We start from the raw sequence: 14,326 nt of genomic DNA, 5'->3' as shown, positions 1-14,326 counted from the left end.
GCCAGGCGTCTACCGCGATTTAGCCCCTGACCTGCCGTGTTGTTTGCTCACATCACTGACACACACATGTCACTAATTGGTGACGAACGATACTGAAACGGGCGTCTCCGCAATAAGCTCCCGCCATTGCATCCCAGTTGTGCCTGCGATGCGCGCGTGTCGAGATGGAGGGGCACAACCCCGCCTTGACCTACTTGAGGGAGCACCATTGCGCAGAGCCGTGATCGCGTTCACGGCCTTTCTGAGTGGACTCATCTTCCTGCTCGCCGGCCCCGCGCACGCGGATCCGACGGACTGCCAGGGATTGAGGGGAACGCTCAAACTCCAAGGCCAGCCAGTGAACGGCGTGAAAATCGCCGTGACCACCGAAAGCGGGCAACCCGTCGAGGAGGTCACCACCAATCCCGAGGGCACGTGGGAAGTTCAGGTCGAGGAGCCGGGTAAATACAAGGTCGCCCTCGACCCCAGCACCCTCCCGCAGAACGCGGAGGTGCGCGGCGGCAACAACACCCGTACGCCGACCGTCTACGAGGGCAACTGCTCGGCCGTCCTGTTCGCGCTCCAGCCCAAGGGCGCGCCCGGCCAGGAGCAGCAGGAGGACGCCGGCGCCGCCGGCACGTTCTGGGCCCAGGCCGCGCAGCTCACCTTCGAGGGCCTCAACCTCGGCCTGATCATCGCCCTGGCGGCGCTCGGCCTGTCGCTGATCTACGGCACCACCGGCCTGACCAACTTCGCCCACGGTGAGCTGGTCACCCTGGGCGCTCTGCTGGCCTACGGCTTCAACGTCGGTTTGGGGCTGCATCTCATACCCGCCGCGCTCATCGCCGTCATCGCCGCGGCGGTCCTCGGCTACTTCCAGGACCGCCTGTTCTGGGGCCAGTTGCGCAGGCGCGGCACCGGCATCATCGCCATGATGATCATCTCGATCGGCGTCGCGCTCTTCATGCGCTACGTCTTCCTGATCTTCTTCGGCGGCCAGACCGAGTCCTTCGCGCAGTACACCGCCCAGCCCGGCATCGAGATCGGGCCCATCTCCGCCGCACCCAAGAACCTGGTCGCGATGGGCATCGAGCTCGTCGTCCTGATCATCGTCGGGTTCGCGCTGCTGCGCACCCGCACCGGCAAGGCGGCCCGCGCCGTGGCCGACAACCCGGCGCTCGCGGCCTCCTCCGGCATCAACGTCGACCGGGTCATCAGGATCATCTGGACCGGCGGCGGCGCCATCGCCGCCCTCGCCGGCATCATGCTCGCGCTCTCCCAGAACCTGAAGTACACGATGGGCCAGGAGATCCTGCTGCTCATCTTCGCGGGTGTGACGCTCGGCGGCCTCGGCACCGCGTTCGGCGCCCTGGTCGGCTCGCTCGTGGTCGGCCTGTTCATCCAGGTCTCCACGCTGTGGGTGCCGCCGGAGCTCAAGAACGTCGGCGCGCTGGCAGTGCTCATCATCGTGCTCCTCGTCCGGCCGCAGGGCATCCTCGGCCGCCGCGAGCGGATCGGCTGATCGGGGGAGGATCAGAATGGACTGGATCACGATTCTCAGCACCACCATCAAGTCCGCGGTCAACGTGGAGACGGTGCTGTACGGCCTCGCCGCCATCGGCCTGAACATCCACTTCGGCTACACCGGCCTGCTCAACTTCGGCCAGGCGGCGTTCATGGGCGTGGCCGGCTACGGCCTGGCCGTCACGGTCACCGTCATGGGCCTGCCGTTCTGGATCGGCATCGGCGTCGGCATCGTCGGGGCGATCATCCTGGCGATCCTGCTCGGCATCCCGACCCTGCAGTTGCGGGCCGACTACCTGGCCATCGTCACCATCGCCGCCGCCGAGATCGTCCGGCTCGTCTTCCGCTCGGTGACGTTCAAGGACGTCTTCGGCGGCTCCGACGGCCAGCGCGGCTTCAGCGACGGCTTCTACGCGCTCAACCCGTACCCCGAGGGTGACTACGGCTTCAACCTCGGGCCCGTGCCGCTGTTCTTCAACAACCGCTCGATGTGGGTGCTGACCGTCGGCTGGCTGCTCATCGTGCTGTGCTGCTTCATCGTCTTCCTGCTGATGAAGAGCCCGTGGGGCCGCGTGCTCAAGGCCATCCGCGAGGACGAGGACGCGGTGCGCAGCCTGGGCAAGAGCGTGTTCTCGTACAAGATGCAGGCGCTCATCCTCGGTGGCGTCATCGGCTCGCTGGGCGGCTTCATCTACGGCCTGGCGTACGGCTCCGTGCAGCCGGACGTGTTCGGCACGGAGACGACGTTCTACCTCTACACGATGATCATCCTGGGCGGCGCGGCGCGCGTGCTCGGCCCGGTCGTCGGCGCGTCGCTGTTCTGGGTGCTGCTCGTCCTGCTGAACGGTGTGCTCAGCGAGGCCGTCGCCGCCGGCTACATCACCATCATCGACACCAACCAGGTCGGTGCCCTGCGCTACGTCCTCGTCGGTCTCGGACTCATCCTGTTGCTCGTCTTCCGGCCACAGGGCATCTTTGGTGACAAGAGGGAGATAGCAATCGATGCACGCTGAGACCCAGACGACGCCAGGCGACCGCAAGGCCGCCGCCCTGGCCGCGTTCAAGGACCTGGCCCGCGATCCCGGCGTGCCCAAGCCGGACCCCATCCTCGTGGTCGACAAGGTGGTGCGCCGCTTCGGCGGTCTCACCGCCGTGGACGTCGAGCACGTCGAGATCCAGCGCGGCTCCATCACCGCGCTGATCGGCCCCAACGGGGCGGGCAAGACGACGTTCTTCAACCAGCTCACCGGCTTCGACACGGCCGACGCGGGCTCGTGGACGTTCAACGGGCGGCCGATGAACGGTGTGCCCGCGCACAAGGTCGCGCGGGCCGGCATGGTGCGCACGTTCCAGCTCACCAAGGCGCTCTCCCGGCTGACCGTCGTGGAGAACATGCGCCTGGGCGCCCAGCACCAGAAGGGCGAGAGCTTCTGGCGCGCCATGATCCCGGCCTTCTGGCGCGGCCAGGAGGAGGAGATCACCGAGCGGGCAGAGGAGCTGCTGGCCCGCTTCAAGCTCGACGCCAAGCGCGACGACTTCGCCGGGTCCCTGTCGGGCGGCCAGCGCAAGCTGCTGGAGATGGCCCGCGCGCTCATGGTCCGGCCGGAGCTGGTCATGCTGGACGAGCCGATGGCCGGCGTGAACCCCGCGCTGACGCAGTCGCTGCTCGGCCACGTCAAGGACCTGCGCGAGCAGGGCATGACGGTGCTGTTCGTCGAGCACGACATGGACATGGTCCGCGACATCAGCGACTGGGTGATCGTCATGGCGCAGGGCGCGGTGATCGCCGAGGGGCCGCCCTCGACGATCATGTCCGACGAGCGCGTGATCGACGCCTACCTGGGCGCCCACCACGACGCGCCGCTCTCGGAAGGCGACCTTGAGACGCAGCTCCACGAGGCCGAGGCGGCTCTGGAGGCCGAGATCGAAGAGGAGACGCAGAAGTGAGCGCCGACGAAGCGCCCCAGGGACAGGCCGAGGAGCAGATCGAGGAGCAGGCCCCGGCGGGCTCCGAGCGGGCCGTCACCGACCGCAGCGACCACCTGGCGGGCGCCGAGGACGCGGTGCTGCGCTGCGACGAGCTCATCGCGGGCTACCTGCCGGGCGTCAACATCCTCAACGGCGCCGACCTGTACGTCCAGCAGGGCGAGCTGATCGGCATCATCGGCCCCAACGGCGCCGGCAAGTCGACGCTGCTGAAGGCCATGTTCGGGCTGGTCAACATCCGCAGCGGCACGGTCCTGCTCAAGGGCGAGGACATCACGAACATGAAGGCCCACTCGCTGGTCTCGCGGGGCGTCGGCTACGTCCCGCAGACCAACAACGTCTTCCCCAGCCTCACCATCGAGGAGAACCTCGAGATGGGCGCCTTCCAGGTGCCGGGGAAGTTCAAGGAGCGCTTCGAGTTCGTGGCCGAGCTGTTCCCCGCGCTCAAGGAGCGGCGCAAGCAGCGCGCCGGCTCCCTGTCGGGCGGTGAGCGGCAGATGGTGGCGATGGCCAGGGCGCTCATGACCGAGCCGTCCGTGCTGCTGCTGGACGAGCCGTCCGCGGGCCTGTCGCCCAAGCTGCAGGACCTGGTCTTCATCCAGGCCCAGCAGATCAACAAGGCGGGCGTGACCGTGATCATGGTGGAGCAGAACGCGCGGCGCTGCCTGCAGATCTGCCACCGCGGCTACGTCCTCGACCAGGGCCGCAACGCCTACACCGGCACCGGGCGGCAGCTCGCCGACGACCCCAAGGTCATCGAGCTGTACCTCGGCACGCTCGCGAAGGCGTAACGGATCACTTTCGAGACGGGGAAGGGACTCCCACGGGAGCCCTTCCCCGTCTTTCAATGTGCCATGTGAACCGTTTAGCGACAGTCGCGCTCGTCCTGCCCCTCGTCCTCGTCGGCTGCCAGGAGTCGGCGTCCTCCTCGGCCAAGTACAGCACCGGCGGTGACCCCACCGACGACCCGTGCGCGCGCGTGGTCTCGGCCATCGGGTACGCCGGCCTCATGCTGGAGCCCAGAGGCCAGGAGGACCGGCAGAACTTCGAGGACGCCGTCATCGGCCGCCTGGCCGAGGCCCACGGCATCACGCGGGAGTTCGCCGACCGGCTGCCCGGCTCGCTGCGGCCGGCCGCCGAGACCGTCGAGCTCACCACGGCCCGCCTGTCCAAGGGCGACGTCCCCAGGGAGCGCCAGGTGGCGCTGCTGAAGCAGTACCGCGCCGCCGCCGACCAGATCGTGGCCGGCTGCACGTGAGCGCACGCGAAAGGGCCCGGCCGTGACGGCCGGGCCCTTCTCTGACGAGTGCCGGGTGGTGCTCAGCCCTCGATGTTGCCGGTACGGTACTCCAGCGCCTTCACCGGGTACTTGTTGTTGTTGCCGTACTGGTAGATGCCGATCGTGGCGACGGCCGGGTCACCGGCGTCGTTGAACTCGACCGGGCCGCTGACGCCCTCGTAGTCGATGTCCTTGCCGGCCTTCAGCAGGTCCACGCACTCCTTGAAGTTCGTGCACTTCTCGCCGCCCTTGCTGACCTCGGCCAGCTTCGCGGCGATGTCCACGCCCGCGTCGCTCTTGGCGGCCTCGGCGGCCAGCGCGATCAGGTTCGCCGCGTCGTACGACTCGGGGGCGTAGGTGTAGTCCTCGAGCTTCGGGTTGACGGCGAGCAGCTTGTCGCGGAACTCGTCGGGAGCGGCGGCGCCGGGGTAGGTGCCCTTGACGCCGGTCAGCGTGCCCTTGGGCATCTTCTCGTAGTTGGTGTTCGACATGTTGCCGTCCACCATGTACCACTTGTGCTTGCTGGCCGGCATGCCCTGCTTGACCAGCTCCTGGACGACCTTGGCGGTCTCCTCGAACCCGATGAGCACGATGCCCTTGGGGTTCTTGGCCTTGAGCTTGGCGACGTCGGCCGAGAAGTCGGCCGCCTTCGGGTCGTAGTCGACGCGCTCGACGACCTCGCCGCCGCCGTCGGTGACGGTCTTCTGGACCTGGTCGGCCAGGCCGGTGCCGTACGAGTCCTGCATCGCCATGATGCCGACGGTGTCGTTGCCGTCGGAGATGATCAGGTCACCGAGGACGCGGCCCTGCAGCTTGTCCGGCGGAGCCGTACGGAAGTACAGGCCGTTGTCCTGGATGGTGGTGAACTTGTCCGAGGTGTTGGCCGGCGAGAAGTGCACCACGCCCGCACCCGTGATCTTGTCGATGACCGACTCGGACACCGACGAGGACGCGGCGCCGATGATGGCGTCGGCCTTCTGGGCAAGCAGCTTGTCAACCGACTGCGAGGCGATGTTCGTGGTCGTGTCGCCCGAGTCGGTGTCGAACTTGGTGACGGGCTTGCCGAGCACGCCACCCGCCTCGTTGATCTCCTTCACCGCCGCGTCGACACCTGCGAACTCGGGAGGGCCGAGGAACGCCAGCGAACCGGTCTGGGGCAGCAGCGTGCCGAGGGTGAGCGTGCCATCGCCCTTCGCCGCGGGAGCGGAAGAGGCCGGTGCGGCACTCTCGGAAGTCTGCGTGGCGGTGTCACCGCCACCACCGCAGGCTGTCAGGGCCAGGCTGGTGGCAGCCACGACAGCCAGCGCCCGTCCCACGGGAGCAATGCGGATCATGAAGTGTCTCCTTCATTCCAGGCCGGGATCCGTCAGCACCGCCGAGCGTTCCCGATCGAATGCAGGAAACGTACAAAATCGTCGCATGCTCCAACCAGATGCGCCGAGGAACTGTCGGCACTTGGATGCGGAGTCGTAATCACTCCTCAACTTACGGGACCTGCGTAAGGATGCTTAATGTGCATCTGGTGAAGCGCATAACCCCCGCCCTCGTGACGGCGCTCCTCGCGGCGGGCTGCACCGCCGCCGCGCCGGCTTCCCCGCGGCCGGCCGCACCGCCGCCGGGGGTCACGGTCTCGCTGGCCCAATACCGTTCGGACGAGCCGGTGCACGTCCTTCAAGTGGCCGTCCGAAATATTCATGAAACACCGGTTTATTTCGCTGATGTCCAACTTGTCACGGCGTCCTTCAAGACCCTGCCACCGCAGCGCGCCGACGCCACCATCCGCAAGACCGCACGCACCGACCTGCCCCTCACCTACGGCCCCGCCAACTGCCTGCCCACCGGCCTGCCCGAGGTGGCGCCCGCCACCGTCATCGCCCGGGTCAGCACCGGCGACCGGCCGCCGCGCGCCGTCGCCTTCCCCGTGCCGCACCCCGACCCCCTCCTGGCCAGGCTGCTGCGCGACGAATGCTCGGAACACCTCGTCAAGCAGGCCGTGACCATCGAGTTCGGCCCCGAGTGGAAACAGACCGGATCAGGCTCGGACGCGGTCATGCGCGGCGACCTCGTCGTCACCCGGCGCGGACCCGGCATCGTCCGCCTCACCTCCATGGGCGGCACCACCCACTACATCGTCGAACACGCAGAGCCGCTCGGCACGCTCGACGCGGAGGCGCGGCAGGTACGCCTGCCCGTCCGCCTCACCCCAGGCCGCTGCGACGCCCACGCCTTCGCCGAGGCCAAGAAGGCGTTCCTGTTCCCCGTACGCGTCACCCTCGACGGCGGCGACGAACGCGTCGTCATCGTCGCACCGCCCAAACCCCTGCAGGACAGGCTCATCCAGTACGCCGCCCGCGCCTGCGGGCTGCCCCAGCAGTGAAAACCGGCAGTGAGAACCGGCAGTGAGAACCGGCAGCGGAACCGGCACTGAGACCAAGTGAAACCAGCAGTGAAACCGCAATGAAAAACCGCCCCTCCCGCGGGCGCGGCGCGGGAGAGGCGGTCAACCGGGGGTCAGCCCGCGATGTTGCCCGTACGGTACTCGATCGCCTTGCTCGGGTACTTGTTGTCGTCCCCGTACTGGTAGACGCCGATCGTGGCCACCTGCGGGTCACCGTTGTCGTCGAACTCGACGGGACCGCTGACGCCGTCGTAGTCGATGTCCTTGCCGGCCTTCAGCAGGTCGACGCACTCCTTGAAGCTCTTGCACTTCTCGCCGCCCTTGCTGACCTCGGCCAGCTTCGCGGCGATGGAGCGGCCGCTGTCGTCCTTGGCGGCCTCCGCGGCCAGGGCGATCAGGGTCGCGGCGTCGTACGACTCGGCGGCGTAGGTGAAGTCGTCGAGATCCTTGTTGATCTCCTTGAGCTTGTCCCTGAACGCGTCCGGCGCCTCGGCGCCTGGAATCGTGCCCTTGACGCCCTTCAGGGTGCCCTTCGGCATCTTTTCGTAGTTGGTGTTCGACATGTTGCCGTCCACCATGTACCACTTCACCTTGTCCGCGGTCAGGCCCTGCTTGACCAGCTCCGCGACGACCTTGGCGCCCTCCTCGAAGCCGATCAGCACGACCGCCTTCGGGTTCTTCGCCTTGATCTTGGCGACGTCGGCCGAGAAGTCCGCGGCCTTGGGGTCGTAGTCGACCCGCTCCACCACGCTCGCGCCCGCTTCCTCGGCCGTCGTCGTCACCTGGTCGGCCAGGCCCGAGCCGTAGGAGTCCTGCATCGCGAGGATGCCGACCGTGTCGTTGCCGTCGGCCGCGATCAGGTCACCGAGCACCCGGCCCTGCAGCTTGTCCGGCGGCGCCGTACGGAAGTACAGGCCGTCGTCCTTGATCGTGGTGAACTTGTCCGAGGTGTTGGCCGGCGAGAACTGCACCATGCCCGCACCCGTGATCTTGTCGATGATCGACTCCGACACCGACGAGGACGCGGCGCCGATGATGGCGTCCGCCTTCTGCGCGATCAGCTTGTCCACCGACTGCGAGGCGATGTTCGTGGTGGTGTCGCCCGAGTCCGTGTGCACCACGTCGATCGGCTTGCCGAGCACCCCGCCGGCCTCGTTGATCTCCTTCACCGCCGCGTCCACGCCCGCGAACTCGGGCGGGCCGAGGAAGGCCAGCGAACCGGTCTGGGGCAGGACCGTGCCGAGCGTCAGCGTGCCGTCGCCCTTCGCCGCCGGCGCCGAGGAGGCCGCCGAGGTCGCGGGGGCGGCGGACTCCTGCGCGGCCGTGTCGCCGCCGTCACTGCCACACGCCGTCAGTGCCAGGCTCGCCGCGGCCGCGACCGCCAGGACGCGGCCGGCCGGAGCAATGCGGTTCATCAAGATGAGACTCCCCCTATCTCAGCGAAGGGACGATCGCCTTCGCTGGGTTTACCGGGCTCAGCATGCCCGTTGTGGGGTGAAATGGGGAGTTCTTCCGATACTTTTATGCCAATTCGTAATGTCGTAAACACTGATAGTAATGGTTTGTTTCAGGAGAGTTACGGACATGACTCGCTAGGCAGGTCCGAGCGACGATATTTCCGGACGCAGACCAAAAAACACCCCACGAGCCCCTTACATCCCAATTCTCGGGCACCCGCTTCGCCCGGCCGAAACCCACCCGGAAGCACCCCGAAACCCACACGGAACACCCTCGCCGGACACCGGCCGGGACCCTCGCACGCTCCAGCTTCAGGAACGCATGAAACCGGACACGCGAAGGCCCGGGCCCATTGGACGCTCGGGATCAGGAGAACCCAGCCCACTGGACGCCCGGGACCAGGAAAACCCGGCTCAGGAACGCCGGCGCCCGGCCGACGCCCCTCGGGAGTCCCGGCCTCAGGAGCTCCGGCCTCAGGAGCGGTCCGCCGCGTCCGCGATGACGATCTGGGCGACCTCACGCATGCTCAGCCGCCGATCCATCGACGCCTTCTGGATCCACCGGAACGCCTGCGGCTCCGTCCACCCGTGCTGCGCCATCAACTGGCCCTTGGCCCGCTCGACCAGTTTGCGCGTCTCCAGCCGCTCGGACAGGCTCGACACCTCGGCCGCCAGCGCCACCATCTCGTCATGCCTGCTGACCGCCATCTCGATCGCCGGCACCAGATCCGCCTTGGTGAACGGTTTGACCAGATAGGCCATCGCCCCGGCGTCCCTGGCCCGCTCCACCAGATCACGCTGGGAGAACGCGGTCAGGATGAGACAGGGGGCGATGCGCATCTCGGTGATCCGCTCGGCCGCCGAGATGCCGTCGAGCACGGGCATCTTCACGTCGAGGATGACGAGGTCGGGTTTCAGCTCGTCGGCCAGCCGGATCGCCTGCTCACCGTCACCGGCCTCGCCCACGACGACGTAGCCGTCCTCCTGGAGCATCTCCTTGAGGTCGAGGCGGATCAGGGCCTCGTCTTCCGCGATCACTACTCGCCGCTGCGTACTCACGAGCAGAAGAGTACAGACGTCCGGTAGATTAGATCCACGCTGGCGCCCCTCGACCGATCGCATCGGCGGTAAGGTACGTCACGGATCCGGACAAGTCCGGATATACCAGCCGGAATGATGGAATGGCAGACATGGACGCCTCAAAAGCGTCTGCTCGAAAGGGCGTGCGGGTTCGAATCCCGCTTCCGGCACCCCGGCCCTCACAGCCGCCACCGTAGCAGCACCGAAACTGTCGGTGACGTTCGCCACACTGGCCGTGTGCATCCTCGCGAAACCGTTGACCGTGCCCTGCGCCTGTCGGCCCGAGGGCTGCCCGACCGTCAGGTGGCGGAGTCGTGCGGCGTGTCGATCGGAGCCGTCCAGAAGTGGCGCACCGGAGCGCGCCGCGCCCGTTATGACGACTTCCCGAGTGGCCACGGCTGTCCCCGCTGCCATGGCCGCGAGCTCGACGCCCACGCCTACGCCCACCTCCTGGGCCTCTATCTCGGCGACGGGCACATCGTGCGCGTCGGGTCGGTGCACCGGCTCTCGATCTTCTGCGACGACACCTGGCCAGGGCTGATCGAGGAAGCCGCCCGTTCGATGGCGCACACCATGCCGACCTCCAAGGTAGGTAGGCGACAGCGCCAGGGGTGTACGGAGGTGACCAGCTACTCCCTGCACTGGCCGTGTCTCTTCCCGCAGCACGGCCCGGGCAGGAAGCACGAGCGCGAGATCAGGTTGGCCGGCTGGCAGGAGGAGATCGTGCGGGCGCATCCGGGCCGGTTCGTGCGCGGGCTCATCCACTCCGACGGCTGCCGCGGCCTCAACCGGGTGCGGCGCGAGCTTCCCAGCGGCGTCCGCTGGTACGCCTATCCCCGCTACCACTTCAAGAACGAGTCCGCCGACATCCTGGCCCTCTGCTGCCAGGCACTCGACCTGCTCGGCGTGGCCTGGCGGTTCAACAATCGCAACGAGCTGTCGGTTGCGCGGCGGGAGGCGGTGGAGGTGCTCGATCGGTACGTCGGGCCCAAATACTGATCGTTCCTGTGGGGCTCGTGGGGTGGGAGGCGTCAGGGAGGGAAGGGTGAAGGATGGTGGGGTCGGGACTTTTCGGGATCCCGCCCAGCGGGAATAGCCGTTGCACGATCGATGAAATACGGGGGTGGGGTGGGATGCCGTTGAGCCTGGCGGATCGGGAGGCGTTCCTGGCGGAGCCGCACATCGCGAGCCTGGCCGTGGAGTCGGGTGACGGGCGGGGGCCGCTGACGGTGCCCGTGTGGTACGACTATCTCCCGGGCGGCGAGGTCAGGTTCCTGACCGACGGCGACTCGATCAAGGCCAGGCTGATCGCGAAGGCGGGGCGGTTCTCGCTGCTGGTGCAGCGGTCGAGCCCGACCTACCGGTACGTGTCGGTGGAGGGCCCTGTGGTGCGGTCGGGGCCGACGACGCTGGAGGATCTGACCCGCATCTCGTCCCGTTATCTGCCGCCCGACGCCGTGTCGGGATATGTGCAGGGTTCCGATCTCCATGTGCTGGTGACGTTCAGGATGCGGCCCGAACATTGGCTGTCGGCCGACCTGGGCGCTCTGGGCTGAGCTCAAGAACGGTATTTTTGGCCCGTGACTGCTATCGACCCGACCTCGATCGGTGCCTTCGGCACCGGCCTGGCGACCATCGCCGCTGACGGCACCGTACTCGACACCTGGTTTCCCGCTCCCGAGCTGGGCGACGCGCCGGCCGCGGGGACGCGGCGGCTGTCCGGCGATGAGGCCGGGGAGCTGGCCGAGCTGACCGGCCCCGACGCGGCGCGCGGCGTGGAGGTGGTGGCGGTGCGCACCGGCATCGCCAAGCTCTCCGAGCCGCCGGCCGACGCGCACGACGTCTACCTGCGCCTGCATCTGCTGTCCGCGCGTCTGGTGCGCCCTCATGGGGTGAACCTCGACGGCCTGTTCGGCCTGCTGGCCAACGTGGTGTGGACCAACTTCGGGCCGTGCCCGGTGGCGGACTTCGAGCGGACGCGGCTGCGGTTGCGCGGGCGGGGGCCGGTGACGGTCTACGGCGTGGACAAGTTCCCGCGGATGGTCGACTACGTGCTGCCTTCCGGGGTGCGCATCGCCGACGCCGACCGGGTGCGGCTGGGTGCGCATCTGGCGTCCGGCACGACGGTGATGCACGAGGGCTTCGTGAACTTCAACGCCGGCACGCTGGGCGCGTCGATGATCGAGGGCCGGGTGTCGGCCGGTGTGGTGGTCGGTGACGGCTCCGACGTGGGCGGCGGCGCCTCGATCATGGGGACGCTGTCGGGCGGCGGCAAGCAGGTCATCTCGATCGGTGAGCGCTGCCTGCTGGGCGCGAACGCCGGGCTCGGCATCTCGCTGGGCGACGACTGCGTGGTGGAGGCCGGCCTCTACGTCACGGCGGGCACGCGGGTGACCCTGCCCGACGGCACCGTGGTGAAGGCGGCCGAGCTGTCGGGCTCCAACGGCATCCTGCTGCGGCGTAACTCGCAGACGGGCGCGGTGGAGGCGCTGCCGCGCCAGGGCGGCAAGGTCGAGCTCAACGCGGCCCTGCACGCCAACGACTGACACCCCGGCCTGTGCCTGGTGGGCCGCCGAACGGGCGGCCCGCCACGATGTGTGACGGCAACGGCCTCATGACTCCGCCGAGCGGCCGATGACCGGTCGGCGGCGCGCTGACCGGCCAGCGGGGCGCGAAGGCGCCGCCGGACCGCGGTAAGGCTGATCGGGCGGGCGCAAAACCGCCGGCCCAATCGCACGCGGGCCTCTCCGGGCGGGCACGAAGACGCCCGCCGAGCCCCACGCGGGCCTTCGCACCAGCACCCGCCACGGACCCCGCGTCGGGCACCGGGGGCCCGCCGTAAGCCCCCCCGCCACGGACCCCGCCGTCGGCACCCGGGGCCCGCCGTAAGCCCCGCCCCGGGCGGCAGGCCCGGAGGCTGGACGGGTGGGGTCAGTGGGCGTGGGAGACCGCTGAGCCGATGGTGTGGACGCGCAGGGCGTTGGTGGAGCCGGGGGTGCCGGGAGGCGAGCCGGCCACGATGACGACCTTGTCGCCCTTCTCCAGCCGTCCGAGCGACAGCAGCGACGCCTCCACCTGGCGCACCATGTCGTCGGTGTGGTGCACGAACGGCACGTGGAAGGTCTCCACGCCCCAGGTCAGCGAGAGCTGCCCGCGTACGTGGGGCGCGCTGGTGAAGGCCAGCAGCGGGATGGGCGAGCGGTAGCGGGCCAGGCGGCGCGCGGTCTCGCCGGACATGGTGAAGGCGATGAGCGCCTTGGCGCCGACGATGGCGCCCACCTCGGCGGCGGCCCTGGCGATGGCGCCGCCGGTGGTCTCGGGCATGCGCTCGAGGGTGTGGGTGGCGTGCAGCGAGGACTTCTCGGCGGCGCAGGCGATGCGGTCCATCGTGGAGACGGCTTCGATCGGGTAGTTGCCGACGGAGGTCTCACCGGACAGCATGACCGCGTCGGCGCCGTCCATGACGGCGTAGGCGACGTCGGAGGTCTCGGCGCGGGTGGGGCGCGGGGAGTTCATCATGGAGTCGAGCATCTGGGTGGCCACGATGACGGGGTGGGCCTTCTCGCGGCACAGCTCGATGATGCGGCGCTGGACGATCGGCACCTGCTCCAGGGGCAGCTCGACGCCGAGGTCGCCGCGGGCGACCATGATGCCGTCGAAGGCGTCGACGATCTCGGGGAGGCGGTCGACGGCCTGCGGCTTCTCGATCTTGGCGAGCAGCGGCAGGCGTACGGCCTCCTGCTCCATGATGTTGCGCACCACGTCCGCGTCGGACGGGCGGCGGACGAACGACAGGGCGATCATGTCGAAGCCGGTGCGCAGCGCCCAGCGCAGGTCGGCTTCGTCCTTGTCGGTCAGCGCGGGGGCGCTGACGTTGACGCCGGGCAGGTTGAGGCCCTTGTTGTCGGAGATCATGCCGCCGATGACGACCCGGGTGATGACGCGGTCGCCGTCGACGCGGGTGACCTCGAGCACGAGGCGGCCGTCGTCGACGAGGATGGTGTCGCCGGGGCTGACGTCGTTGGGCAGTCCCTTGTAGGTGGTGGAGACCTGTTCGCGGTCTCCCGGGACGTCTTCGCCGGTGATGGTGAAGACGTCGCCGAAGCCGAGCCTGACGGGGCCTTCCTCGAAGGTGCCGACACGGATCTTGGGGCCCTGCAGGTCGGCGAGGACGCCTACACCGCGGCCGAGGTCGGCCGCCACCTCCCTGACCCGGTCGTACACCTCTCTGTGCATGTCATGGTTGCCATGGCTGAGGTTGAACCGTGCTACGTCCATGCCCGCGGCGATGAGCTCGCGGAGGCGTTCCTTGGACGATGTGGCGGGGCCTAGGGTGCAGACGATTTTCGCGCGACGAGTCACGAGTCCTACCTTAATTGGTACAGACCACTTGGCAGTCACTGACGACGGAGAACGTACCCGACGTATGAGAACAGAACGAGAACGGCGACCGCCGGTCGCGCCACGTTCGTGTACTCCTCCGGGTAGATCACGCCTTCGATGTAGTGGTCGATGAAGCCGCTCGCGGGCAGTCGTGCCTCGCCCGCGTGGCGACGTGCCCAGTCTTCCACGAGTGTGAGCGGGCATTCGACGCCGGTCACGACGGACTGCACTCCCCAGGCC

Annotated in this window: 14 protein-coding genes and 1 tRNA gene; 10 read left to right on the top strand and 5 right to left on the bottom strand. The window is 68.4% G+C overall.

Annotation, left to right across the window (positions count from 1 at the left end; all coding sequences use genetic code 11):
- The first annotated feature begins 358 nt into the window (after positions 1–358).
- The 5 genes from AB0K28_RS07240 to AB0K28_RS07220 all read left to right on the top strand — a co-directional run bounded on the left by AB0K28_RS07240 (position 359) and on the right by AB0K28_RS07220 (position 4,747).
- A complete protein-coding gene (locus tag AB0K28_RS07240) occupies positions 359–1,501 on the top strand; it encodes a branched-chain amino acid ABC transporter permease (RefSeq protein ID WP_345401538.1) in 1,143 nt (380 codons plus the stop codon).
- Positions 1,502–1,517: 16 nt separating this feature from the next.
- Positions 1,518–2,516, top strand: a complete 999-nt coding sequence (locus AB0K28_RS07235) for a branched-chain amino acid ABC transporter permease (protein ID WP_345401535.1) — start codon at positions 1,518–1,520, stop codon at positions 2,514–2,516.
- Positions 2,506–3,450, top strand: coding sequence for an ABC transporter ATP-binding protein (locus AB0K28_RS07230; protein ID WP_345401532.1), 945 nt, complete (start codon positions 2,506–2,508; stop codon positions 3,448–3,450). The genes AB0K28_RS07235 and AB0K28_RS07230 overlap by 11 nt, the downstream gene beginning before the upstream one ends.
- On the top strand, positions 3,447–4,280 hold the full coding sequence (locus tag AB0K28_RS07225) for an ABC transporter ATP-binding protein (RefSeq protein ID WP_345401529.1): 834 nt from the start codon (positions 3,447–3,449) through the stop codon (positions 4,278–4,280). Before AB0K28_RS07230 ends, AB0K28_RS07225 begins: the two co-directional genes overlap by 4 nt.
- Positions 4,281–4,345: 65 nt before the next feature.
- Positions 4,346–4,747: a hypothetical protein gene (locus AB0K28_RS07220; protein WP_364366205.1), complete on the top strand. Its 402-nt coding sequence runs from the start codon at positions 4,346–4,348 to the stop codon at positions 4,745–4,747.
- Positions 4,748–4,809: 62 nt separating this feature from the next.
- On the opposite strand, the gene AB0K28_RS07215 is transcribed toward AB0K28_RS07220, so the two are convergent.
- A complete protein-coding gene (locus AB0K28_RS07215) occupies positions 4,810–6,102 on the bottom strand; it encodes an ABC transporter substrate-binding protein (protein WP_355427832.1) in 1,293 nt (430 codons plus the stop codon).
- 188 nt (positions 6,103–6,290) lie between these two features.
- Here AB0K28_RS07215 and AB0K28_RS07210 point away from each other — a divergent pair, with 188 nt between their 5' ends.
- Positions 6,291–7,145 carry a hypothetical protein gene (locus tag AB0K28_RS07210; RefSeq protein WP_364366202.1) on the top strand — a complete coding sequence of 285 codons (855 nt, stop codon included), beginning with the start codon at positions 6,291–6,293 and terminating at the stop codon, positions 7,143–7,145.
- Between the two features lie 134 nt (positions 7,146–7,279).
- Here the strand turns inward: AB0K28_RS07210 and AB0K28_RS07205 are convergent, their stop codons facing one another.
- A complete protein-coding gene (locus tag AB0K28_RS07205) occupies positions 7,280–8,581 on the bottom strand; it encodes an ABC transporter substrate-binding protein (RefSeq protein ID WP_345401514.1) in 1,302 nt (433 codons plus the stop codon).
- A gap of 516 nt (positions 8,582–9,097) precedes the next feature.
- Complete coding sequence (locus AB0K28_RS07200) at positions 9,098–9,661, bottom strand: response regulator (RefSeq protein WP_345409702.1); 564 nt, start codon at positions 9,659–9,661, stop codon at positions 9,098–9,100.
- Between the two features lie 129 nt (positions 9,662–9,790).
- On the opposite strand from AB0K28_RS07200, the gene AB0K28_RS07195 reads away from it, so the two are divergent.
- The 4 genes from AB0K28_RS07195 (at position 9,791) to dapD (ending at position 12,249) form a co-directional block, all read left to right on the top strand.
- Positions 9,791–9,873 (top strand) — tRNA-Leu (locus AB0K28_RS07195).
- Positions 9,874–9,940: 67 nt separating this feature from the next.
- Positions 9,941–10,702, top strand: coding sequence for a helix-turn-helix domain-containing protein (locus AB0K28_RS07190; protein ID WP_364366200.1), 762 nt, complete (start codon positions 9,941–9,943; stop codon positions 10,700–10,702).
- A 134-nt stretch (positions 10,703–10,836) separates the two neighbouring features.
- Positions 10,837–11,259 (top strand): pyridoxamine 5'-phosphate oxidase family protein, encoded by a 423-nt coding sequence (locus AB0K28_RS07185; protein WP_345401508.1) that lies wholly within the window; start codon positions 10,837–10,839, stop codon positions 11,257–11,259.
- Positions 11,260–11,283: 24 nt separating this feature from the next.
- On the top strand, positions 11,284–12,249 hold the full coding sequence (gene dapD, locus AB0K28_RS07180; protein ID WP_364366198.1) for a 2,3,4,5-tetrahydropyridine-2,6-dicarboxylate N-succinyltransferase: 966 nt from the start codon (positions 11,284–11,286) through the stop codon (positions 12,247–12,249).
- Between the two features lie 385 nt (positions 12,250–12,634).
- Here the strand turns inward: dapD and pyk are convergent, their stop codons facing one another.
- Positions 12,635–14,065: a pyruvate kinase gene (gene pyk, locus AB0K28_RS07175; RefSeq protein ID WP_364366196.1), complete on the bottom strand. Its 1,431-nt coding sequence runs from the start codon at positions 14,063–14,065 to the stop codon at positions 12,635–12,637.
- Positions 14,066–14,100: 35 nt separating this feature from the next.
- Entirely contained in the window at positions 14,101–14,304 is a 204-nt protein-coding gene (locus tag AB0K28_RS07170) for a DUF2784 domain-containing protein (protein WP_364366194.1), read from the bottom strand.
- Between the last annotated feature and the right edge of the window lie 22 nt (positions 14,305–14,326).

Origin of the sequence: Nonomuraea sp. NPDC049504, from assembly GCF_040676845.1 — a bacterium.
Classification (GTDB): Bacteria; Actinomycetota; Actinomycetes; order Streptosporangiales; family Streptosporangiaceae; genus Nonomuraea; species Nonomuraea salmonea.
The sequence above is the reverse complement of the archived record's forward strand: the minus strand, read 5'-3'. Positions and strand labels throughout refer to the sequence as shown.